This is a genomic window from Streptomyces sp. MBT53 (assembly GCF_016654115.1).
In the GTDB taxonomy this organism is placed as follows: Bacteria; Actinomycetota; Actinomycetes; order Streptomycetales; family Streptomycetaceae; genus Streptomyces.
The window spans coordinates 1-22,663 of sequence record NZ_JAEQAZ010000137.1; the positions used below are offsets into that span (position 1 = coordinate 1).

18 protein-coding genes and 1 pseudogene are annotated in these 22,663 nt (G+C 67.5%); 10 read left to right on the top strand and 9 right to left on the bottom strand.

Features of this window, described 5'->3' with window-relative positions; translation table 11 throughout:
* A partial coding sequence (locus JHN45_RS36150; protein ID WP_201053623.1) for a serine hydrolase occupies nt 1–1,375 on the bottom strand: 1,375 nt, incomplete at its 3' end.
* Nucleotides 1,376–1,460: 85 nt separating this feature from the next.
* A complete protein-coding gene (gene dnaB / locus JHN45_RS36155; RefSeq protein ID WP_200713270.1) occupies nt 1,461–2,939 on the bottom strand; it encodes a replicative DNA helicase in 1,479 nt (492 codons plus the stop codon).
* Between the two features lie 460 nt (nt 2,940–3,399).
* Here dnaB and JHN45_RS36160 point away from each other — a divergent pair, with 460 nt between their 5' ends.
* Nucleotides 3,400–4,737 (top strand): MATE family efflux transporter, encoded by a 1,338-nt coding sequence (locus JHN45_RS36160; RefSeq protein WP_200713269.1) that lies wholly within the window; start codon nt 3,400–3,402, stop codon nt 4,735–4,737.
* Between the two features lie 133 nt (nt 4,738–4,870).
* On the opposite strand, the gene rplI is transcribed toward JHN45_RS36160, so the two are convergent.
* From rplI to rpsF, 4 genes are all read right to left on the bottom strand, one after another.
* Nucleotides 4,871–5,317: a 50S ribosomal protein L9 gene (gene rplI, locus JHN45_RS36165; protein ID WP_019073380.1), complete on the bottom strand. Its 447-nt coding sequence runs from the start codon at nt 5,315–5,317 to the stop codon at nt 4,871–4,873.
* Nucleotides 5,318–5,335: 18 nt separating this feature from the next.
* Nucleotides 5,336–5,572, bottom strand: a complete 237-nt coding sequence (gene rpsR / locus JHN45_RS36170) for a 30S ribosomal protein S18 (protein WP_006381652.1) — start codon at nt 5,570–5,572, stop codon at nt 5,336–5,338.
* Between the two features lie 57 nt (nt 5,573–5,629).
* Nucleotides 5,630–6,238 carry a single-stranded DNA-binding protein gene (locus JHN45_RS36175; protein WP_200713268.1) on the bottom strand — a complete coding sequence of 203 codons (609 nt, stop codon included), beginning with the start codon at nt 6,236–6,238 and terminating at the stop codon, nt 5,630–5,632.
* A 77-nt stretch (nt 6,239–6,315) separates the two neighbouring features.
* Nucleotides 6,316–6,606 carry a 30S ribosomal protein S6 gene (gene rpsF / locus JHN45_RS36180; protein WP_006604399.1) on the bottom strand — a complete coding sequence of 97 codons (291 nt, stop codon included), beginning with the start codon at nt 6,604–6,606 and terminating at the stop codon, nt 6,316–6,318.
* 279 nt (nt 6,607–6,885) lie between these two features.
* Between rpsF and JHN45_RS36185 the strand changes: the two genes are divergently transcribed.
* From JHN45_RS36185 to JHN45_RS36195, 3 genes are all read left to right on the top strand, one after another.
* Nucleotides 6,886–7,200: a hypothetical protein gene (locus JHN45_RS36185; RefSeq protein ID WP_200713267.1), complete on the top strand. Its 315-nt coding sequence runs from the start codon at nt 6,886–6,888 to the stop codon at nt 7,198–7,200.
* Between the two features lie 178 nt (nt 7,201–7,378).
* The gene (gene femX / locus JHN45_RS36190; RefSeq protein ID WP_200713266.1) at nt 7,379–8,500 is read left to right on the top strand and encodes a peptidoglycan bridge formation glycyltransferase FemX; all 1,122 of its coding nucleotides are present in this window, start codon (nt 7,379–7,381) and stop codon (nt 8,498–8,500) included.
* An 83-nt stretch (nt 8,501–8,583) separates the two neighbouring features.
* Nucleotides 8,584–9,615 carry an alanine racemase gene (locus tag JHN45_RS36195; RefSeq protein WP_200713265.1) on the top strand — a complete coding sequence of 344 codons (1,032 nt, stop codon included), beginning with the start codon at nt 8,584–8,586 and terminating at the stop codon, nt 9,613–9,615.
* Between the two features lie 81 nt (nt 9,616–9,696).
* Here the strand turns inward: JHN45_RS36195 and JHN45_RS36200 are convergent, their stop codons facing one another.
* A complete protein-coding gene (locus JHN45_RS36200) occupies nt 9,697–11,196 on the bottom strand; it encodes a glycosyltransferase family 87 protein (RefSeq protein WP_234468703.1) in 1,500 nt (499 codons plus the stop codon).
* 137 nt (nt 11,197–11,333) lie between these two features.
* Nucleotides 11,334–13,580: a transglycosylase domain-containing protein gene (locus tag JHN45_RS36205; protein ID WP_200713263.1), complete on the bottom strand. Its 2,247-nt coding sequence runs from the start codon at nt 13,578–13,580 to the stop codon at nt 11,334–11,336.
* A 741-nt stretch (nt 13,581–14,321) separates the two neighbouring features.
* Here JHN45_RS36205 and JHN45_RS36210 point away from each other — a divergent pair.
* The 4 genes from JHN45_RS36210 (at nt 14,322) to JHN45_RS36225 (ending at nt 18,151) form a co-directional block, all read left to right on the top strand.
* On the top strand, nt 14,322–15,008 hold the full coding sequence (locus JHN45_RS36210; RefSeq protein WP_200713262.1) for a PadR family transcriptional regulator: 687 nt from the start codon (nt 14,322–14,324) through the stop codon (nt 15,006–15,008).
* 44 nt (nt 15,009–15,052) lie between these two features.
* The gene (locus tag JHN45_RS36215; protein WP_200713261.1) at nt 15,053–16,135 is read left to right on the top strand and encodes an inositol-3-phosphate synthase; all 1,083 of its coding nucleotides are present in this window, start codon (nt 15,053–15,055) and stop codon (nt 16,133–16,135) included.
* Between the two features lie 75 nt (nt 16,136–16,210).
* A complete protein-coding gene (locus JHN45_RS36220; RefSeq protein ID WP_200713260.1) occupies nt 16,211–17,488 on the top strand; it encodes an MFS transporter in 1,278 nt (425 codons plus the stop codon).
* A gap of 120 nt (nt 17,489–17,608) precedes the next feature.
* Nucleotides 17,609–18,151: a hypothetical protein gene (locus JHN45_RS36225; protein WP_200713259.1), complete on the top strand. Its 543-nt coding sequence runs from the start codon at nt 17,609–17,611 to the stop codon at nt 18,149–18,151.
* 105 nt (nt 18,152–18,256) lie between these two features.
* On the opposite strand, the gene JHN45_RS36230 is transcribed toward JHN45_RS36225, so the two are convergent.
* Nucleotides 18,257–19,723: a CCA tRNA nucleotidyltransferase gene (locus JHN45_RS36230; protein WP_200713258.1), complete on the bottom strand. Its 1,467-nt coding sequence runs from the start codon at nt 19,721–19,723 to the stop codon at nt 18,257–18,259.
* A gap of 258 nt (nt 19,724–19,981) precedes the next feature.
* Between JHN45_RS36230 and JHN45_RS36235 the strand changes: the two genes are divergently transcribed.
* Nucleotides 19,982–22,384 (top strand): DUF6049 family protein, encoded by a 2,403-nt coding sequence (locus tag JHN45_RS36235; RefSeq protein WP_200713257.1) that lies wholly within the window; start codon nt 19,982–19,984, stop codon nt 22,382–22,384.
* 46 nt (nt 22,385–22,430) lie between these two features.
* A pseudogene (locus JHN45_RS36240) lies at nt 22,431–22,663 on the top strand (murein biosynthesis integral membrane protein MurJ); the annotation flags it as partial.

Here is a 22,663-nt window from a genome sequence, read left to right on the forward strand (position 1 = left end):
CCCGCCACCCCTCCGGGTCCACCCCACCCGGCACAGAAGCGCTCTCGTCGTACGGCTGACGCGTGAAGACGAAGGATCCGAGGTCCAGGTGACTGACGGACCCGTCCGGGCGCCGTACGGGCCGTAGGAGCTCTCCGGCGTAGTACCCCTCCAGGCCCGTCCAGGTGCCGTCGCCGTTGGCCCGGAAACGTGAGCGGCGGCCCCTGCCTGCCAATGGCTCCAGCGAGGCCTTTCCATCCGCCGTCAGCCGCAGGGCGAAACCGTGCGTACCCCAGTACCACTGGCCGGCCAACTCCAGTACGGCGGCGTCGACTTCGGGCATCGGGCGCCACGGCTCGGGAATCCTCGGTTCGGCCTCGGCGACGATACGGACGAGGTCGGCGCCCACCGATGCCAGCAGTGGTCCGGAGGTGCAGTTGGCCAGCACCACCGCCGAGACGTCGTCCTCCAGGCTGATGGTGAGGTTCGCCAGGAAGCCGGGCAGCGATCCGGAGTGGCCGATGAGCAGTCGGCCGTCGCGCTGCTGGATCTGCAGGCCGAGACCGTAGGCGGCGCCGTCCACGACGTCAGCCGCCTCTGCCGGTGCCGCGGGGGTCCGCATCTCCCGTACGGACTCCGCGGTCAGGACCCGGTCGTCGCCGTCGGCCAGGAAGACGGCGAACCGCGCCAAGTCGCCCGTGGTGGACCAGAGTTGCCCGGCCGGCGCCATGAGGCCGAGATCCTCGGCGGGTTCCGACAGCAGCGCGTCGGCCCACGGATGCACCGCCCAGGCGCCCGCGTGGGGTGCCTGGGGCTGAACACTCGTGCGGTGGAGGCCCAGGGGTTCGAGCACTTCCCGCCGGAGTACGTCCTCCCACGGCGCGCCGCGCAACTCCTCGACGAGCGCGCCCAACACCGTGTATCCGGGGTTCGAATAGTGGAACCGGCGGCCGACCGGATGCAGCAGGGGCTGCTCGCCCAGTACATCGCGGAGTTCGGGGCGCAGGGAACCAGGTGTCCGTTCCCACCAGGGCGCGGGCGACTCGGCCGCCAACCCGCTTGTGTGCGCGAGGAGTTGGGCGATGGCGGCCTCCCCCGCGCCGGTGCCCGGCAGATACTTCTCCAGGGGGTCACCGAGATCGAGGACGCCTTCGTCCCGCAGCCGCATCACCAGGACGGCGGTGAACGTCTTGGTGATCGAGCCGATCCGGTACTGCACGTTCTCGTCGGGCCCGTGCCCGTCCACCGAGGTCCGCGCTCCGTGCCACACCGCCCGCCCGCCCCGCACCACCGCGGCGACCAACGAGGGTGCCCGCCCCTCTGCCTGGGCCACGGCGATCCGACGCAGCAGCGCCCGGCGGGTACCGGGAAGCAAGTCGTCCTGAGATGTCGTCATGCCCCCAGTCCATCCGGCGGGGCGGCCGTACGTCGAGCACATTTCTCGGGACACGGCACCGGGTCGGCCGCGCACAGCCGCCCGGTCAGGTCTGCGCCATGTCCACGAAGCGCGAGTAGTGCCCCTGGAAGGCGACAGTGATCGTCGCGGTCGGACCGTTACGGTGCTTGCCCACGATGATGTCCGCCTCGCCCGCGCGCGGTGACTCCTTCTCGTAGGCGTCCTCGCGGTGCAGCAGGATCACCATGTCGGCGTCCTGCTCGATGGAGCCGGACTCACGCAGGTCGGACACCATCGGCTTCTTGTCGGTGCGCTGCTCGGGGCCACGGTTCAGCTGCGAGAGCGCGATCACCGGGACCTCCAGCTCCTTCGCCAGGAGCTTGAGGTTTCGGGACATGTCCGAGACCTCCTGCTGACGGCTCTCCTGGCGCTTGGAGCCACCGGCCTGCATCAGCTGCAGATAGTCGATGATCACCAGCTTGATGTCGCTGCGCTGCTTGAGCCGACGGCACTTCGCGCGGATCTCCATCATCGACAGGTTCGGGGAGTCGTCGATGTAGAGCGGGGCGGACGACACCTCGGGCATCCGACGCGCCAGCCGGGTCCAGTCCTCGTCGGTCATGGTGCCGGAACGCATGTGGTGCAGGGCGACGCGGGCCTCGGCGGACAGCAGACGCATCGCGATCTCGTTGCGCCCCATTTCGAGGGAGAAGATGACGCTTGGCAGGTTGTGCTTGATCGATGCCGCACGCGCGAAGTCCAGCGCGAGTGTGGACTTGCCCATGGCGGGACGGGCGGCGATGACGATCATCTGGCCCGGGTGCAGACCATTGGTGAGCGAGTCGAGGTCCGTGAACCCGGTGGGCACACCCGTCATTTCTCCGCTGCGTGAGCCGATCGCCTCGATCTCGTCGAGCGCGCCCTCCATGATGTCGCCGAGCGGGAGGTAGTCCTCGCTGGTCCGCTGCTCGGTGACGGCGTAGATCTCGGCCTGGGCCCGGTTGACGATCTCGTCGACGTCGTCGTCGGCCGCGTATCCCATCTGCGTGATGCGGGTACCGGCCTCGACCAGGCGGCGCAGGACCGCTCGCTCGTGGACGATCTCCGCGTAGTACTCCGCGTTCGCCGCCGTCGGCACGGTCTGGACAAGCGTGTGCAGATACGATGCGCCGCCGACCTTGTTGATCTCGCCGCGCTTGGTGAGTTCGGCGGCGATGGTGATCGGGTCGGCCGGCTCGCCCTTGGCGTAGACGTCGAGGATCGCCTGATAGATCGTCTCGTGCGCGGGCTTGTAGAAGTCGTGGCCCTTGAGGACCTCGACGACGTCGGCGATGGCGTCCTTGGACAGGAGCATGCCGCCGAGTACGGACTGCTCGGCATCGAGGTCCTGCGGCGGCACACGTTCGAAGGCCGAGCCCGCGCCCTCCCACTCGCCGCCTTCCCGGCCGCGGTCGTGCTGTTCGTCGCGACCCCGGCCTCCGTCACCGCGCCGTCGGGAAGCGGGCAGACGATCACTTGGACCGCTCTCGGCCCACGGGTCGTCCAAGGGCTCGGAAATACTCAACCGAGCCACCTCCTCCCGTCCGCCGAGCGGACCTCGCCGTGCCCCTCATTTCTACGGCACGGCACTGACAAATGAGACGCCCAACTCCGGTACGGGCGCGTCGGTTTTGTGATGGTTTTCAGGCCGACGGACGGAGCGGGCGCCGGTCCACCGTAGGCCCGCGGGCACCGTCAGCCAATCTGGTTATCCACAGGCCATGTGGACGACGGCCCGGATGCTGTGGAGAACCCGCCAAAACCTGTGCACGACCCGGTGGACAGCCCTGTGAACAAGACCGCTCCACTCCGAGAACGACCCATCTGACCTGCCCTTTCCCCGTCCACCGGCTGTGCAGAAGAAAAACTTCTCCAGGCGGACCAAGATCGCTTCGAACAGTGCGCGAGAGGACACGGGGCGAGACGAGAGGTAAGGGTCACACAATAATTGCATCTCTTACCTGTGGACGATTAGATTAGTGCTCATGACACAGGCTCCCGCGACCACCAGGGCCACCCGACGCCGGCACGACCGCGAGATCGTCACGCTGGCCGTCCCGGCCTTCGGCGCACTCGTCGCCGAGCCCCTCTTCGTCATGGCCGACAGCGCGATCGTGGGCCATCTCGGCACAGCACAACTGGCCGGACTCGGCGTGGCCTCCGCCCTCCTGATGACAGCTGTGAGCGTCTTCGTCTTCCTCGCCTACGCCACCACGGCGGCCGTCGCCCGGCGTGTCGGCGCGGGCGATCTCCAGGCGGCCATCCGCCAGGGCATGGACGGCATCTGGCTCGCCCTGCTGATAGGTGCCACCGTCATCGCCGTCGTCCTCCCCTCGGCACCCGCCTTCGTCAACCTCTTCGGGGCCTCGGACACGGCAGCCCCCTACGCGACGACCTATCTACGGATCTCCTCCCTCGGCATCCCGGCGATGCTGGTCGTACTCGCCGCCACCGGAGTCCTCCGCGGGTTGCAGAACACAAAAACACCGCTGTACGTCGCCATCACCGGCTTCGTCGCCAACGGCGTCCTCAACCTGGGGCTCGTCTACGGCGCCGACCTCGGCATCGCCGGTTCCGCCTGGGGCACTGTCATCGCCCAGTGGGGGATGGCCGCCGTGTATCTCGTCGTGGTCGTCCGAGGGGCTCGCCGGCATGGAGCCTCGCTCCGCCCCGACGCAACAGGGATCCGCGCATCGGCACAGGCGGGCGCACCTCTCCTGGTGCGCACGCTCTCCCTGAGAGCGATCCTCCTGATCGCGACAGCGGTCGCCGCCCGCCTCGGGGATGCCGACATCGCCGCCCACCAGATCATCCTGTCCCTGTGGTCCCTCCTCTCCTTCGCGCTCGACGCCATCGCCATCGCGGGCCAGGCCATCATCGGCCGCTACCTCGGTGCGGGCGATGCACAAGGGGCCCGAGCCGCCTGCCGCCGCATGGTGCAGTGGGGCATCGCCGTCGGAGTGGTGCTCGGTCTCCTGGTGATCGTGTCCCGACCACTGTTCCTCCTGCTGTTCACCAGTGACTCCACCGTCAAGGACACCGCGCTGCCCGCCCTGATCGTGGTGGCGCTCTCGCAGCCGATCTGCGGTGTCGTCTTCGTCCTGGACGGGGTGCTGATGGGTGCGGGAGACGGGCCGTATCTCGCAGGAGCCATGTTGGTGACCCTGGCGGTCTTCGCCCCGGTGGCTCTGCTCGTACCGGTCTTCGGTGCCGGACTGACCGCTCTCTGGGGAGCGATGACCCTGATGATGACGGTGCGCATGCTGACCCTTCTGCTGCGCACTCGCTCGGGCCGATGGGTCGTCACGGGCGCGACCCGCTGACCGTTTCACGTGAAACACCGCTCGCCGTCACGTTTCACGTGAAACATGTGCGCCGTAGCACCGCCATGAACACAGCAGAGGGGCCGCACCCCAACGGGTGCGGCCCCTCTCTCAGCTATGCCGAGCGCAGCGGTCAGGCCGCGATGACCTCGATGTTGACCTTGGCGGCAACCTCGGGGTGCAGACGCACGGACGTCTCGTGGGCGCCCAGCGTCTTGATCGGGGCAGACAGCTCGATACGACGCTTGTCGACCTCGGGGCCACCGGAAGCCTTGATCGCCGAAGCGATGTCGGCCGGGGTGACGGAACCGAAGAGACGACCGGCGTCGCCGGAGCGGACGGCCAGACGAACCTTGACGCCTTCGAGCTGGGCCTTCACGGAGTTGGCCTGCTCGATGGTCTGGATCTCGTGGATCTTGCGAGCACGACGGATCTGCTCGACGTCCTTCTCGCCACCCTTGGTCCAGCGGATAGCGAACTTCCGCGGGATCAGGTAGTTGCGAGCGTAACCGTCCTTGACGTCGACGACGTCGCCCGCGGCACCGAGGCCGGAGACCTCGTGGGTGAGGATGATCTTCATTGGTCGGTCACCCTTCCCTTATCGCGCGGTGGAGGTGTAGGGCAGCAGCGCCATCTCACGGCTGTTCTTCACGGCCGTGGCGACGTCACGCTGGTGCTGCGTGCAGTTGCCGGTCACGCGGCGGGCACGGATCTTGCCGCGGTCGGAAATGAACTTCCGCAGCATGTTCGTGTCCTTGTAGTCCACGTACTGGACCTTGTCCTTGCAGAATGCGCAGACCTTCTTCTTCGGCTTGCGCACAGGCGGCTTCGCCATGGTGTATCTCCTGTGTGATCAAGAAGTGTGGGTACGACCCACCCTCGGCCCGAAGGCCTAGAAGGGGGGTTCGTCCGAGTAGCCGCCGGCACCGCCGGCACCGCCGCTGGAGTTTCCACCCCAGCCGCCACCGCCGCCGCCCTGGCTGCCACCGGCGGGAGCGCCGGTGGCCCACGGGTCGTCGGCGGGAGCGCCGCCGGCCGGCTGACCGCCGCCGGAGTTTCCACCCCAGCCGCCGCCACCCTGGCCGCCACCACCGCCGCCGCCGCCGAAGCCGCCGCCCTGGCCACCGCGAGCGCCACCGGCGGTCTTGGTGACCTTGGCCGTGGCACTGCGCAGGCTGGCGCCGACTTCTTCGACGTCCAGTTCGTAGACCGTGCGCTTGACGCCCTCACGGTCCTCGTAGGACCGCTGCTTCAACCGGCCCTGCACGATGACGCGCATGCCTCGCTGGAGCGATTCGGCGACGTTCTCCGCCGCCTGCCGCCAGACCGAGCAGGTGAGGAAGAGGCTTTCGCCGTCCTTCCACTCGTTCGTCTGGCGGTCGAAGGTGCGGGGAGTGGACGCGACACGGAACTTCGCGACCGCCGCACCGGAAGGGGTGAAGCGCAGCTCGGGGTCGTCGACAAGATTGCCGACGACCGTGATGACGGTCTCGCCTGCCATGGGGGAACCTCTCGGCGGGTTTGCTGCTGGCTGCTTGGTGCTGCTACTCGAATCCCGAGATCAGCTGAGCAGGATGCTCAGTGGGTCTCGGGGCGGAGGACCTTGGTCCGGAGGACCGACTCGTTCAGGTTCATCTGGCGGTCGAGCTCCTTGACGACCGCAGGCTCGGCCTGCAGGTCGATGACCGAGTAGATGCCCTCGGGCTTCTTCTTGATCTCGTACGAGAGACGACGACGGCCCCAGGTGTCGACCTTCTCGACCTTTCCGTTGCCCTCACGGACGACGGAGAGGAAGTTCTCGATCAGGGGGGAGACAGCGCGCTCCTCCAGATCGGGGTCGAGGATGACCATCACCTCGTAGTGACGCATGTGGAACCCACCTCCTTTGGACTCAGCGGCCACGGTCGATCCGTGGCAGGAGGGTTGTGATGCGTAAGCAACAGTGTGTGCCAGTAAAACAGCCGCCACTGACATCGGGTGCCCCTTGCGGGGATTCCGATCCATGACGACGTGGGCAGACACCAGTGCAGAGGGTACAGAGTACCCGCACACCGGCTTCCGGTTGAAATCCGGTGGCGGAGAGCGTCAATCTGTACACATCGGGTGTGTCCGGCGCGACGACGCGCCGCCTTCCGCAGGAGGTGCCACATGGCACAGGCATTGCGACCCAACACCGCCGGTTCCCTTTTCGCGACGGACGGCAAGCCCCATCCGCTCCAGGACACGCTGCTCGCGGTGACCGTGGTGCTCGGGCTGATCGCGTTCGTCACGGGCTTCTTCCACAACCTGCATCTGCTCAGCTCATGGACCGGCCTGGTGGGGATCCTCACCGGCGCGTACGGCCAGTGGATCTCGGAGACGACGAGGGAACGCTTCGGCCTGATCCTGGGTCTCGGTGCCGCCGGTGTCGGCTTCTTCCTCGGCATGGCGCACGGCGGACTGTTCGGCGGCATCATCAGCTGACACTCCGGCACCACGGTCCGAACACCGCGTAAAACACCACGGAACGCCTCGGCGACCCACAGGCCGAGGCGAAGGTTGCATACGCCCAGTCGGGGCGCTCGCAAGGCGCAGTAGGCTTCGGCGCGAGAGCCGGAGCCCCTGTACCCATGGGGACACACCAGCCCGAGGAGCGCCCCGAATGAGCCTGACCCTGAGGACCATCAGCCGAGAGCAGCATCTGGCATTCATCCAGAGCCTGCCGTCGGCTAGCCACATGCAGGTCCCGGCATGGGCTGATGTGAAGGCGGAGTGGCGCTCCGAGAACCTCGGCTGGTTCGACGAGAAGACCGGCGAGCTGGTCGGCGTGGGCCTGGTCCTCTACCGGCAACTCCCCAAGATCAAGCGCTACTTGGCCTATCTGCCCGAGGGCCCGGTCATCAACTGGTTCGCGCCGAATCTGGACGAGTGGATCCAGCCGATGCTGGCCCACCTCAAGCAGCAGGGCGCCTTCTCGGTGAAGATGGGCCCGCCGGTCATCATCCGGCGCTGGGAGGCCACGTCCATCAAGGCGGGCATCCAGAACCCGGACGTGAAGCGGCTGCGTGACATCGAGGCCGACTACATCGAGCCGCGCGCCTTCGAGGTGGCCGACAAGCTGCGCCGTATGGGCTGGCAGCAGGGCGAGGACGGCGGCGCCGGCTTCGGCGACGTCCAGCCGCGGTACGTCTACCAGGTGCCGCTGGCGAACCGTTCGCTCGAAGAGGTCCACAAGAACTTCAACCAGCTGTGGCGCCGCAACATCAAGAAGGCCGAGAAGGCCGGTGTCGAGGTCGTCCAGGGCGGTTACCACGACCTTGAGGAATGGCAGCGGCTGTACGAGATCACGGCCGTGCGCGACCACTTCCGGCCCCGCCCGCTGTCGTACTTCCAGCGCATGTGGACGGCCCTCAACACCGAGGACCCCAACCGGATGCGGCTGTACTTCGCCCGCCACAACGGGGTGAACCTGTCGGCGGCGACGATGCTCGTGGTCGGCGGACACGTCTGGTACTCCTACGGCGCCTCCGACAACATCGGGCGTGAGGTCCGGCCCTCGAACGCGATGCAGTGGCGGATGCTGCGTGATTCCTACGCGCTCGGCGCCACCGTGTACGACCTGCGCGGCATCTCCGACTCGCTGGACGAGACCGACCACCTCTTCGGTCTGATCCAGTTCAAGGTGGGCACCGGCGGGCAGGCCGCCGAATACCTCGGCGAGTGGGACTTCCCGCTGAACAAGCTGCTCCACAAGGCGCTCGACATCTACATGTCGCGCCGCTGACCAGACGGTCCTCGCTTCGATAGCGTCGACAGTTCTCATACTCCTGATACACCGCAGCCACCCGAAAGGTTCCAGGTCCGGCCATGGCGCTCACGCTCTACGTCGACACTGCGCGCTGGCGGGCGCATCACAAGCACGTGGCCGAGCAGTTCCCGGGGCTCGTCCCGGTCTGCAAGGGCAACGGCTACGGCTTCGGGCACGAGCGTCTCGCGGAGGAGGCGACGCGTCTGGGCGCGGACGTCCTCGCCGTCGGCACGACGTACGAGGCCGCCCGGATCAAGGACTGGTTCGGGGGCGACCTGCTGGTGCTGACGCCGTACCGTCGCGGCGAGGAGCCCGTTCCGCTGCCGGACCGGGTGATCCGCTCGGTGTCGTCCATCGACGGTGTGTACGGCCTCGTGGGCGCCCGTGTGGTGATCGAGGTGATGTCCTCGATGAAGCGGCACGGCGTCAGCGAGCAGGAACTGCCGCAGTTGCACTCGGCCATAGAGAACGTCCGCCTGGAGGGCTTCGCCATCCACCTCCCGCTGGACCGCACCGACGGCTCGGACGCCGTCGAGGAGGTCATCGGCTGGATGGACCGGCTGCGTGCCGCGCGGCTGCCGCTGCACACGATGTTCGTCAGCCACCTCAAGGCCGAGGAACTCGCCCGGCTGCAGCAGCAGTTCCCGCAGACCCGCTTCCGCGCCCGCATCGGCACCCGGCTGTGGCTGGGGGACCACGAGGCCACCGAGTACCGCGGGGCCGTGCTGGACGTCACCCGGGTCGCGAAGGGCGACCGCTTCGGTTACCGGCAGCAGAAGGCGGCCTCGGACGGCTATCTGGTGGTCGTGGCGGGCGGTACGTCGCACGGGGTGGGCCTGGAGGCCCCCAAGGCGCTGCACGGCGTCATGCCGCGCGCCAAGGGCGTCGCCCGCGCCGGCCTGGCCACGGTGAACCGGAACCTTTCCCCGTTCGTCTGGGACGGCAAGCAGCGCTGGTTCGCCGAGCCCCCGCACATGCAGGTCTCGATCCTGTTCGTGCCCTCGGAAGCGGCCGAGCCGAAGGTGGGCGAGGAGCTGGTGGCCCATCTGCGGCACACCACAACCCAGTTCGACCGCATCGTCGATCGCTGAGCCTCCCCGAAGCAGCAGAAAGGCCGTACACGGAACCTTCCGTGTACGGCCTTTCGCGTGTCCTGGCCAGGCCCTGTTCGCTCAGAGCGAACGGTCTGTCATGCCGTCGCCGCCCCATTCCACCTGCGGTCCGTCGAAGGGGGCCGCATGCCGTCCGGGACGGGCTGCGGCTCCGAACACGAACACGTCCTCCGCGCGGTCGAGCACCCCGCCCGAGGGGTCGTCGTCGCCCGCCAGGCGCACCACGTCCCGCTCCGGCATGAGGATGTCGCGCACGATCATGGCACACAGGTAGAGCGTGCCCAGGAGGTGCAGACCGATGGCCCAGTGATAGCCGTCGGTCGGCAGGCCCTTGTGGGCGTCTCCGCTGGTCGTGTATGCGAGGTACATCCAGATCCCCAGGAAGTACGCCACCTCGCACGCCTGCCAGATCAGGAAGTCCCGCCACTTCGGCCGGGCCAGCACGGCCAGAGGGACCAGCCACAGCACGTACTGCGGCGAGTAGACCTTGTTGGTCAGGATGAACGCCGCGACGATCAGGAAGGCCAGCTGGGCGAAGCGCGGCCGGCGCGGAGCGGTCAGCGTGAGCGCCGCGATGGCTCCGCAGCACAGGAGCATCAGCAGGGTCGCGAACGTGTTGACGGTGTCGGTGCTGAGGGGGTCGGTGGAGTTCTGGGCCAGGATCAGCCAGAACGACCCGAAGTCGACGCCCCGTTCCTGGCTGAACGTGTAGAACTTCGACCAGCCGTCGAAGGCGAAGAGCATCACCGGCAGGTTCACCGCCAGCCAGGCGACCGCGGTTCCGCCGAACGCCTTCCCGAAGTCCCGCCACTTGCCCGCGCGCCAGCACAACAGGAACAGCGGGCCGAGGAGAAAGACGGGATACAGCTTGGCGGCCGTGGCAAGGCCCAACAGGACGCCGAAAGCGAGGGATCGGCCCCGGGACCACATCAGCATCGCCGAGGCCGTCAGAGCGACCGCCAGGAGGTCCCAGTTGATGGTGGCGGTCAGCGCGAAGGCGGGTGCCAGGGCGACCAGCAGTCCGTCCCAGGGCCGGCGGGCGTGCGTGCGGCTGACGCATACGACGATGACGGCGGCGCACACCATCAGCATCCCGGCGTTGACCATCCAGTACCACTGTTCCTGGTGCTGGATGCTGCCGCTGCCCGGGGTGAGCCAGGCGGCCACCTCCATGAACACACCGGTCAGCACCGGGTATTCGAGGTACTGCATGTCGCCGGGGAGCTTGTCGAAGTACGGGACGAGCCCGTCGGCGAAACCGCGTCCCTGGTAGAGGTGCGGGATGTCCGAGTAGCACGCGTGCGTGTACTGCGAACTCGCGCCGAAGAACCAACCGCTGTTGTAGCAGGGCGCCTTCTGGACCAGTCCGAGGGCGAACATACCGATCGCCACCAGCGCGACGACCCGTACGGGAGTCCACCAGGACGCCCCGAGAAGGGCCCGCCGGCCGATGGGGCCACCGATCAGTTCGCTACCGGCGGCGGCGACCTGGTCGACCTTGGTCGGCTTCACCGGATCCGGCTCGTGCACGCTCGTGGGCGTCAGTTCTGCACTGGGCATGGGGCACATCCTGCCGTACACACCTAGGAGTACGCCGAGGGCCGCCGCAACCCGGTGGATGCGACGGCCCCTGTTTCACGTGAAACACCCCGTGTTGGGTGTTTCACGTGAAACACCCAACACAGACGGTATGGCGGCTAACCGGTTGAGCCTCCGAAGATGCCCCCATTGCCGTTGCCATTGTTGGTGCCGCTGGACTCCGTCGCAGTAGCCGTGTCCGTCGGCGTGGACGTCGCGCCTCCGTCGGTGCCGCCGTCGTCACTGCACTGCCAGCTGAACCGGCAGGACTCGGTTGCCGATGGCGTCGAACTCGGCGTCTCACTGGGCGTCTCGCTCGGCGTCTCGGTGGGCGTCTCGCTCGGCGTCACCACGGGCGTCGGAGTGGGAGACGGTGCTCCGTCCTCGTTCTGGACCTTGTCGATCTTGGTGGCGTCCGGGAAGCCCGGGTCGGAATCGCCCTTGAGTGCGGACTCCATGTACTCGGTCCAGATCGATGTCGGGATGTCACCACCGTGGATGGACGCCACGCCCGCCGTGCCGTTCATGGAGAGCAGCTCGGCGTCCTTGGGGTTCTCCCTGAACATCGCGATCGACGTCGAGAGCTGCTGGGTGTAGCCGACGAACCAGGCCGACTTGTTGCTGTCGGTGGTACCGGTCTTGCCGGCCGCCGCACGACCCAGAACCTTCGCGTTCTTCGCCGTACCGTTCTGGATGACGTTCTCCAGGGTGTCCGTGACGTTGTTCGCCACGTTCTCCGGCATCGCCTGCTTCACAGCGGGCTTCTCGAAGCCGGGTACCGGCTGTCCGCCCTGCTTGACGGACGTCACCGAGTACGGGTCCGCCTGCTTGCCCGAGGCGGCGAACGTCGCATAGGCGTCGGCCATCCGGATCGCGCTGGGTGTCGACGTACCGATCGCGAAGGACGCGTTGAGATCCTTCGCCATACTGGAGTCCAGGATGCCCGCCGACTTCGCGACGGCCTTCACCTTCGTCATCCCGACATCCATACCCAGCTGCACGTACGGCGTGTTGATGGACTGTTCCATCGCCTTGCGGAGCGTGATGTAGCCCCAGGGATAGTTGCTCTCGTTGTTCTGGTAGAACGTCGAGCCGTCCTTGTTCAGGACGTACGAACCGTCCTGGTTCTCGACCTTGAGGTGATCGTCGCCGTTGTACTTGCTCAGCGGCGAGATACCCACGCCATCGGTCTTGTAGGTGCCGTACTCCATGGCCGCGGCGAGCACGAACGGCTTCCAGGTCGAACCCACGGGGACACCCGAGGTGTCGGCGTTGTTGGTGAAGTGGCCGTTCTCGTAACCGTCACCTCCGTAGAGGGCGACGATCGCTCCGTCCTTGGGCCTCACCGACGCCGCGCCGAACTGGACGTACTTGTCCAGACTGCGCTTCTTCGGGTCGATGCGCTCCTTCTGGACCTTCTTCACGGCCGCGCTCAGTTCGTTGACCTTGTCCTTCTCGAAGGTCGTGTAGATCTGGAAGCCGCCCTTGTCGAACTCGGTCTGCGAGATGTTCGAGTGGTTCAGGACGTACTTCTTGGCCGTGTCGACCAGGTAGCTGATCTGGCCGGTCATGCCCTTGGTCGCCTTCAGGCCCTGGGGCTCGGGGTACTTCTTGATGGCCGTCTGGTACTCGGCGTCCGTGATGTGTTTGTCGTTGTGCATCTGCTCGAGGATCCAGCTCCATCGGTCCTCGGAGCGTTTGCGGTTGGCGTCGGAGGTCGCCGCGGGGTCGATGTTCGTGGCGCCGATCGGGTCGTAGTACGTCGGACCCTTCAACAGGGCGGCCAGGAAGGCACACTGACTGGGCGTCAGCTTGACCGCGTCCACGCCGTAGTAGGTCTGCGCGGCGGCCTGTATGCCGTAGGCGCCGCGGCCGTAGTACGAGGTGTTCAGGTAGCCCTGGAGAACCTGCTCCTTGCTGAGCTGCGTCCCCACCTTGATGGAGATGAACATCTCCTTGAACTTACGGCTGACCGTCTGTTCCTGGCTCAGGTAGGTGTTCTTGACGAACTGCTGGGTGATCGTCGAACCACCCTGCGTCTCACCGCCCCGGGCCATGTTGACCAGGGCCCGGGCGATACCCATGGGGTCGACGCCCGAGTCCGTGTAGAAGCTCTTGTTCTCGGCCGAGATCACCGACCACTGCATGGCCTTCGGGATGTCGGCGATGGTGATGTTCTGACGGTTGGCGCCGGTGCCCGTGGCGACCATCTGATCGCCGTTGGACCAGTAGTAGACGTTGTTCTGCGACTTGGCCGCGGTGTTCTCGCTGGGGATGCTGACCATGGCGTAGCCGACACCGACCGCGGCCACGATGCTGCCGAAGAACAACAGGCACAGGGTGGAGACAAGCCGCCAGGAGGGCACCCAGCGGCGCCATCCGTACTTGTCGAAGCGCGGATAGTCGATGAACCTCTTCTTGCCGGGCGCGGGACCGCGTCCTCTGCCCCGGCCGGGCCCGTTCGGACCCCCGGGACCTCGGCCTGCCGGCTCGGCCCCTCTACGACGGCCGCCGCCTCTCTGCGTGGCCCGACGGGCTTCGGCACGGCTGCCGTACTGGCGGTCGTCACCCCCCGCGTCGGCGGGGTTGGACCCATAGGAATCGGATGGAGACCCGGTGGTGGCGCCTCGCGGTGCCGCGCGGCGGCCGGAGGTCGGTCCGGACTGGCCGCGTCGGTCCGCGGCACGTCCGCCTCCCTGCGGCTGCGGCGGTTTGCGACGGTGCTCGCTCATCGAACGATTACTCCTCGGGCAGGCGCACCCGTGCGCGCCTGGAAACGGCGGCTGGTTTCCGGTCCCCCCGAAGTACGGATGTGGTCGGTTCTGCATTCATCCGTACCGCACCGGGGACGTTGACGCCCCCACGCGTCACTTGGTTCCCGGTGGTGTGCATGCCGCACAGACTACGCACCGTCAAAACCTGCTTAGCCCCGAAGTTCACCCCAAATCAGGCAACTTGCTTCCAACGAATCAGTGATGTGACGCCGCTCACCATCTCCCCACTTGTCGCATCCGGAAGGCCGTTCTATCGTCTGGATGTATCGAGTCGATACATCAGCTCGGCATAAGGACCGGCACGGTCGGACCGCGGACAGGGAGGAGGCGACGATGAGCAGACGCTCCGGCATCCTTGAGTTCGCCATCCTCGGCCTGCTCCGCGAATCCCCGATGCACGGCTATGAGCTGCGAAAACGACTCAACACATCACTGGGTGTGTTCCGTGCGTTCAGCTACGGGACGCTCTATCCCTGCCTCAAGACGCTGGTCGCCAACGGCTGGTTGATCGAGGAGACGGGGAACACTCCTGAGGACGCCCTCACGGCCACACTCGCGGGGCGTCGCGCCAAGATCGTCTACCGGTTGACGGCGGAAGGTAAGGAGCACTTCGAGGAGCTGCTCTCGCAGACGGGGCCCGACGCGTACGAGGACGAACATTTCGCCGCTCGTTTCGCCTTCTTCGGGCAGACGTCACGCGACGTACGCATGCGCGTACTGGAGGGCCGCCGCAGCCGGCTGGAGGAGCGTCTGGAGAAGATGCGTTCCTCCCTGGCGCGGACCCGGGAGCGCCTCGACGACTACACCCTTGAGCTCCAGCGCCACGGAATGGAGTCCGTGGAGCGCGAAGTGCGCTGGCTGAACGAGCTCATCGAGAGTGAGCGGGCCGGACGTGACCTGAAGGGTCCCGTTCCGGACGGCACCGCTCAGCAGGACAGCACATCTGGGGAGTCGGGCGGCCTGCCCCGGCTCGGGGGTGCCACCCCCGGGCCGGATCCGTCCGATGACACCACCACATGAGGTCCAGTCAGGGCCTCACCTCGCACACACAGGGAGCAACCGGAATGGGTTCGGTTCGCGTAGCCATCGTCGGCGTGGGCAACTGCGCCGCCTCACTGGTACAGGGCGTCGAGTACTACAAGGACGCCGATCCGGCGGCCAAGGTCCCGGGTCTGATGCACGTCCAGTTCGGCGACTACCACGTCGGTGACGTCGAGTTCGTCGCCGCGTTCGACGTCGACGCGAAGAAGGTCGGCCTCGACCTCTCCGACGCCATCGGTGCCAGCGAGAACAACACCATCAAGATCTGCGACGTCCCGAACAAGGGCGTCACGGTCCAGCGCGGTCACACCCTCGACGGCCTGGGCAAGTACTACCGGATGACGATCGAGGAGTCCGACGAGACCCCGGTCGACGTCGTCCAGATCCTCAAGGACAAGCAGGTCGACGTCCTCATCTGCTACCTGCCCGTCGGTTCCGAGGACGCGGCGAAGTTCTACGCCCAGTGCGCCATCGACGCCAAGGTCGCGTTCGTCAACGCCCTCCCGGTCTTCATCGCCGGCACCAAGGAGTGGGCGGACAAGTTCACCGAGGCGGGCGTCCCGATCGTCGGCGACGACATCAAGTCGCAGGTCGGCGCCACCATCACGCACCGCGTGATGGCGAAGCTGTTCGAAGACCGCGGTGTCCGCCTCGAGCGCACGATGCAGCTCAACGTCGGCGGCAACATGGACTTCAAGAACATGCTGGAGCGCGACCGCCTGGAGTCCAAGAAGATCTCGAAGACGCAGGCCGTCACCTCGCAGATCCCGGACCGCGACCTGGGCGAGAAGAACGTCCACATCGGCCCGTCGGACTACGTCCAGTGGCTCGACGACCGCAAGTGGGCCTACGTCCGCCTCGAGGGCCGTGCCTTCGGCGACGTCCCGCTGAACCTGGAGTACAAGCTGGAGGTCTGGGACTCCCCGAACTCCGCGGGTGTCATCATCGACGCCCTGCGCGCCGCGAAGATCGCCAAGGACCGCGGCATCGGCGGCCCGATCCTCTCCGCGTCGAGCTACTTCATGAAGTCCCCGCCGGTCCAGTACTTCGACGACGAGGCCTACGCGAACGTCGAGAAGTTCATCAAGGGCGAGGTCGAGCGCTAGGACCCGCCGGTCCGCTCGTCGAGGGTCCCCGGGGCATTCCGCCCGGGGACCCTCCTCGTATGTGAGGCTGTGCCCATGGCCGTCGTCCATGACCTGCGCGTCCTTCTGCGCTTCCAGGGCTTCCGGCGCCTGCTCGCCGTACGACTGCTCTCCCAAGGCGCGGACGGCGTCTATCAGGTCGCACTCGCCGCCTACGTCGTCTTCTCCCCTGAGAAACAGACCTCGGCCACCGCGATCGCCTCCGCGATGGCGGTCCTGCTCCTCCCGTACTCCCTCGTCGGCCCCTTCGCCGGCGTCCTCCTGGACCGCTGGCGCCGCCGCCAGGTCTTCCTCTACGGCAACCTGCTGCGCGCCCTGCTGGCCGCGGCCACCGCCGTCCTGATGGTGAGTCACGTCCCGGACTGGCTCTTCTACGTCTCCGCCCTGTGCGTCACCGCCGTCAACCGCTTCGTCCTCGCCGGCCTGTCCGCCGCGCTCCCTCGCGTGGTCGACGACGAACGGCTCGTCCTCGCCAACTCCCTTTCCCCCACGGCCGGAACGCTGGCGGCGACCGCGGGCGGCGGCCTCGCCTTCGTCGTCCGGCTGCTGGTCGCGGACACCGCCGCCACGGTGGTCCTGCTGGGCGCCGCCCTGTATCTGTGCGCGGCCCTCACCGCCTTGCGCATGGCCCCCGAACTCCTCGGCCCTGACCTCGCGTTGACCCGCCCCCGACTGGCAACAGCCCTCGCCAGCACCGCCAGGGACCTCAACGCGGCGCTACGCCATCTCGCCGCGCCGCAACGCCGGGAGGCGGTCCGGGCTCTCCTCGCGATGACACTGATGCGCTTCTGCTACGGCGCCCTGACGGTCCTGCTGCTGATGCTCTGCCGGTACGCCCTGTCGTCGACCCCGGACGACGGACTGCGCCTGCTGGGGCTGGCGTTGGGGGTTTCCGGCGCCGGCTTCTTCGTGGCGGCCGTGGTGACTCCCTGGGCCGCCGGACGACTGGGCCCCGGCCGCTGGATCGCCGTGTGCGCCGCGGGCGCCGCGGTCCTGGAACCGGCCCTCGGCCTCCTGTTCACCACCGCCCCGATGCTGGCTGCGGCCTTCGTCCTGGGCCTGACCACACAGGGCGCGAAGATCGCGACGGACACGATCGTGCAGTTCTTGGTGGACGACGGCTTCCGTGGCCGGATCTTCTCCGTCTACGACGTACTGTTCAACGTCGCTTTCGTCGGCGCGGCGGCGATGGCAGCCCTGGTACTGCCGCCGGACGGCCGCTCGGTGACTCTGGTGGTCACGGTCGCCGTTATCTACTCGGCAGTTGCTGCGGCTATGGCCCACTTTGAGCGCCGGAAAGTGTCACATCACTGACACGGAGTCGATCCGGGTCACAGCGGTGTCAGTGGGTGCCGGTAACTTACGTGCGTCTTACTTCGCACCATGCCGCGTGCCGATGCCGCGTCATGCGCCCACGTTCCAGGGGGGACCCCAATGACAACTCCGCCGCCTCAGAGCCCGAACCCATACGCCCAGGGCCAGCAGCCCTACGGCGAGCCTCAGGCACAGGCTCCCTACCCGCCGCAGGGCCAGGCTCCGTATCCGCCTCAGGGCGGCTACCCGCAGCAGCCCGGCCAGCCCGGGTTCCCGCCGCAGGGCGCGGCTCCGTTCGCCCCGGTCCCGGCGCAGCCGAGGCGCCGGTTCAGCCCCAAGCTGATCCGGCTCGCCATCATCATCGTGATAGGCATCGGCGCCGCCATCTACGGCGTCATATCGAACCAGAACGCCCCCGACACGGCGAAGGTCGGTGACTGCATGCACCGGGGCAGCAGCAGCGACACCGACCCGAAGCTCAAGGTCGTGAAATGCAGCGACGCGAAGGCCCAGTACACGGTGCTGGCCAAGATCAGCGGCAATTACTCTGCGAGCGAGGCCGACACCAAGTGCTCGGCAGCCGCGAAGGACTTCCAGTACTCGTACACCGAGAGCGGTGACGGCAGCGACTTCCTGCTCTGCCTGAAGGACTACAAGAAGTAAGGCAGTTGCACAGCGCGGGGCGGTGTCTCATGTTTCACGTGAAACACCGCCCCTGATGCTGTTCGGGGTCATGTTTCACGTGAAACATGACCCTGTTCCATGGCCTCAGTTCTCCGAGGCCCACCACTCCTTGAGTGCGGCCACCGCCGCCTCATGCTCCATCGGCCCGTTCTCCAGCCGCAGTTCCAGCAGGAACTTGTAGGCGCGACCGATGACCGGCCCCGGCGTGACGCCCAGGATCTCCATGATCTGGTTGCCATCGAGGTCAGGACGGATCGAGTCCAGCTCCTCCTGCTCCTGAAGCTGCGCGATGCGTTCTTCCAGCCCGTCATACGCACGGGACAGTGCGGCGGCCCTGCGTTTGTTCCGTGTGGTGCAGTCCGAGCGGGTCAGCTTGTGGAGTCGGTCGAGGAGCGGGCCGGCGTCACGGACGTAGCGCCGGACGGCCGAGTCGGTCCACTCGCCGGTGCCGTAGCCGTGGAAACGCAGGTGGAGTTCGACAAGACGCGAGACGTCCTTCACCAGCTCGTTGGAGTACTTGAGCGCCAGCATGCGCTTCTTGGTCATCTTCGCGCCGACCACCTCGTGATGGTGGAACGAGACCCGGCCGTCGTTCTCGAAGCGCCGGGTGCGCGGCTTGCCGATGTCGTGCAGCAGCGCGGCCAGGCGGAGGGTCAGGTCGGGACCGTTCTCCTCCAGTTCGAACGCCTGCTCCAGCACGATCAGCGTGTGTTCGTAGACGTCCTTGTGCCGGTGGTGCTCGTCGCTCTCCAGACGCAGGGCGGGCAGCTCGGGCAGGACATGGTCGGCGAGACCGGTGTCGACGAGCAGCGTCAGGCCCTTGCGGGGGTACGCGGAGACGATCAGCTTGTTCAGCTCGTCGCGCACCCGCTCGGCCGAAACGATCTCGATCCGCCCGGACATCTCCGTCATCGCCGTGACGACTTCGGGGGCGACCTCGAAGTCGAGCTGCGCGGCGAAGCGGGCCGCTCGCATCATCCGCAGGGGATCGTCCGAGAAGGACTCCTCGGGAGTACCCGGGGTACGCAGCACCCGGGCCGCGAGGTCGCCGAGACCGCCGTGCGGGTCGATGAACTCCTTCTCCGGGAGTGCGACAGCCATCGCGTTCACCGTGAAGTCGCGCCGGACGAGATCCTCATCGATGGAGTCGCCGTACGACACCTCGGGCTTGCGCGAGGTCCGGTCGTACGCCTCCGACCGATAGGTGGTCACCTCGATCTGGAAGCGTCGGTCGACGTCTCCGACACGGGCGTCCTTCTGGACCCCCACCGTGCCGAAGGCGATCCCGACCTCCCACACGGCGTCCGCCCATGGACGGACGATCTTCAGTACGTCCTCGGGTCGCGCGTCCGTCGTGAAGTCCAGGTCATTGCCGAGCCGGCCTAGCAGCGCGTCGCGGACCGAGCCGCCGACCAGGGCGAGGGAGAACCCGGCCTCCTGGAAACGGCGGGCGAGGTCGTCGGCGACGGGAGCCACCCGCAGCAGTTCGCGCACCGCGCGCTGCTGCACCTGGCTCAGGGCACTGGGGTTGTCTTCGTTGGCGTTCGGCACAACAGAAAAGGGTACGTGGCCCGGGCGACCATGGGCGCCTCCATTAAATGTCCACGAATACATCCCCCGATACCTGCACAAGCTCAGCCCTTGCGACGTATCTGAGTGTTCCCCTTTATGCACGCACATACAGGACTCACCGATATCGATCTGCGATCTTGTGGAGCAGTCCGCGGCACTTCCCCTCAGCGCGCATCGTTACCATGCGTGGACGCACATTGCGACGACCACTGACGATGACGAGGGACGGGCGAGCGCGTGGCCGAGGCGGCAGACTTCCAGGGGACGTGTCCCTCACCTGCCCGCCGGTGGCTCCGGCGCACCGGCGCACTGCTCGCCGGGGCGCCTCTGCTGGCCGGCCTCCTCCAGATGTCCGTCGCCGCGCCCGCCGGCGCTGCCGAGCAGACCTCCGCGCTGGCCGCCTCCGGCTCGCAGACAGTGTCCGTCTCGGTGGACACACTCACCCCCGGCATCCCCACGGACGGGGACACCCTGACCGTCTCCGGGACGGTGACGAACAACGGCAAGCAGGCGGTCACCGACGCGCATGTGGGCCTGCGCCTGGGACAGGCGCTGAGCACTCGCTCGGCGATCGACAGCGTCGCCGAGCGCACCGGCTACGTCCAGGGTCTCGACGGCTCGGAGATCGACGACAAGTACACGCAGAAGTTCTCCAAGCTCACTCCCGGCGTCGCAGAGCCCTTCACGCTCTCCGTGCCGGTCGACAAGCTGGATCTCGGCGACGACGGCGTCTACCCGCTCGGTGTCTCGCTCTCCGGTCAGACCTCCGCCCAGCCGTGGGACCAGGTGCTGGGCATCCAGCGGACGTTCCTGCCGTGGCAGCCCGACGACGCGGACACGAAGACGAAGACGACGTATCTGTGGCCGCTCGTCTCCACCGTCCACATGACGGCACAGACGGGTTCCAACGAACAGCAGACGCCGGTCTTCCTCAACGACGACCTCGCCAAGGAGATCGCCCCGGGCGGCCGGCTCGACCAGATGCTCTCCCTGGGCAAGGATCTCGACGTCACCTGGGTGATCGACCCGGACCTGCTGGCCTCCGTCGACGCGATGACCCGCAGCTACAAGATCCAGGGCGACGGCGACACCACCACGACCGGCACCCACCAGGCGGTCGCCAAGGCGTGGCTGGCCGCGCTGCAGTCCGCGGTGGCGGGCAAGGAGGTCGTAGCCCTCCCCTTCGCCGATCCGGACCTGGCGTCCCTCGCCCACAACGGCACCAGCGTCACCGGCTCGCTGAGCCACCTCAAGGACGCCACGGACGTCGCCGCGACCACCGTGGAAACAGTGCTCCACGTGACACCGACCACCGACTTCGCGTGGCCGGTGAGCGGCGCCGTGGACCCGTCGATCATCAAGGTCGCCACCTCGGCCGGAGCCGACAAGGTGATCGCCCGCAGCGACAGCCTCCAGGAGACCGGCGGCCTGCCGTACACGCCCTCCGCGGCCCGCCCCATCGGTGGCGGAACGACGGCGGTGGTCGCCGACGCACGCCTCTCGACGGCGTTCGAGGGCGATCTGACGAAGGCCGGGGCGGCCACGCTCGCCGAGCAGCAGTTTCTGGCCCAGAGCCTGGCGCTCGACCTGCAGACGGACAAGCAGCGCAGCATCGTCGTCGCCCCGCAGCGCATGCCGACCGCGAGCCAGGCCCAGGCGATGGCCGAGGCACTGACGACCCTTCAGGGCAGCACCTGGACCGAGTCGCAGGATCTCGCCGCGGCGGCCAAGGCCAAGCCGGACCCGGGTGCCACCACGAAGATCCCGTCGTCCTCCAGGTACCCCTCCTCGCTGCGGAAGCAGGAGCTGCCGAGGTCGGCCTTCGAGGAGATCGCGACCACTCAGGACAAGCTGGACAACTTCCAGGTGATCCTCAGCAACGAGTCCCGCGTGGTGACCCCCTTCGGGCGGGCCATGAACCGCGAGATGTCCACGTCGTGGCGCGGAAGGGCGGGCGAGGCGGAGAACTTCCGCCAGAGCGTGCTGGGCTATCTCGACGATCTCACTGACCAGGTCAAACTGATCGACAAGTCCGAGACCAAGCTCTCGGGCCGCAGCGCCACGATCCCCGTGACCGTGCAGAACAACCTCGTGCAGGGCGTCGACCACCTGGTCCTGCGCCTCACCTCGACGAACCCCACGCGCCTCAAGATCGGCGGCGAGGCCTACACGGAGCGTCGGGTCACGGTCAACGGCGGGCACAGCCAGTCGGTCAAGTTCACCACGACGGCCAACGCCAACGGCAAGGTCGAAGTGGTCGCCCAGTTGTACACGGAGGACGGCCAGCAGTACGGACAGGCCGTCCGGTTCGACGTGAAGGTCACCGAGGTCACGGCCACCGTCATGCTGGTCATCGGCGGCGGTGTCCTGCTGCTCGTCCTGGCCGGCTTCCGGATGTACACCCACCGCAAGCGCGCCGTCGCCCGCCAGGCCGAGGAGGAGGGCCCGGAGGGGCCCGACGACGGGGCGGCCGAGGATCCCGACGGGCCGGAGAGCCCAGAGGGCCCCCAGGACCGTCTCAAGGAGGAGTCAGGCACTCCGTCCCGGGCAGACGACCCGGAGCAGCCGAGTGACCCGACACCGGACACCGCACCGGAAAGCGCCGACCCGTCCGGCACGGGTGAGAGAGTGGACCGTTGAGCGATGTCGTGGCCGGTGGGCCCGGGGACGATGAGGTGGGGTAACCATGAACGCGCCGTACGACGGTGACCGCGGTCAGGGCGCGGGCGGCTCGGGCTACCCCGAGGGTCCGCCGCCCGAACACGGCCAGGTGCCGCCGCAGCCCCCCGCGGACATGTACCTCCAGGACGCCTACGACCAGGATCCCTACCGGGCGCAGGATCTCTCCGCCCAGGACCCGGTCGCCGAGGCGCGCTACGACCGCGCCGCCCACCCCCCGCCGCCTCCGGGCACGTACCT

Coding starts and splice junctions, on each gene's coding strand:
- JHN45_RS36160 (WP_200713269.1), top strand. CDS start 3,400: ATGACACAGGCTCCCGCGACCACCAGGGCCACCCGACGCCGGCACGAC.
- rplI (WP_019073380.1), bottom strand. CDS start 5,317: ATGAAGATCATCCTCACCCACGAGGTCTCCGGCCTCGGTGCCGCGGGC.
- rpsR (WP_006381652.1), bottom strand. CDS start 5,572: ATGGCGAAGCCGCCTGTGCGCAAGCCGAAGAAGAAGGTCTGCGCATTC.
- JHN45_RS36175 (WP_200713268.1), bottom strand. CDS start 6,238: ATGGCAGGCGAGACCGTCATCACGGTCGTCGGCAATCTTGTCGACGAC.
- rpsF (WP_006604399.1), bottom strand. CDS start 6,606: ATGCGTCACTACGAGGTGATGGTCATCCTCGACCCCGATCTGGAGGAG.
- JHN45_RS36185 (WP_200713267.1), top strand. CDS start 6,886: ATGGCACAGGCATTGCGACCCAACACCGCCGGTTCCCTTTTCGCGACG.
- femX (WP_200713266.1), top strand. CDS start 7,379: ATGAGCCTGACCCTGAGGACCATCAGCCGAGAGCAGCATCTGGCATTC.
- JHN45_RS36195 (WP_200713265.1), top strand. CDS start 8,584: ATGGCGCTCACGCTCTACGTCGACACTGCGCGCTGGCGGGCGCATCAC.
- JHN45_RS36200 (WP_234468703.1), bottom strand. CDS start 11,196: ATGCCCAGTGCAGAACTGACGCCCACGAGCGTGCACGAGCCGGATCCG.
- JHN45_RS36210 (WP_200713262.1), top strand. CDS start 14,322: ATGAGCAGACGCTCCGGCATCCTTGAGTTCGCCATCCTCGGCCTGCTC.
- JHN45_RS36215 (WP_200713261.1), top strand. CDS start 15,053: ATGGGTTCGGTTCGCGTAGCCATCGTCGGCGTGGGCAACTGCGCCGCC.
- JHN45_RS36220 (WP_200713260.1), top strand. CDS start 16,211: ATGGCCGTCGTCCATGACCTGCGCGTCCTTCTGCGCTTCCAGGGCTTC.
- JHN45_RS36225 (WP_200713259.1), top strand. CDS start 17,609: ATGACAACTCCGCCGCCTCAGAGCCCGAACCCATACGCCCAGGGCCAG.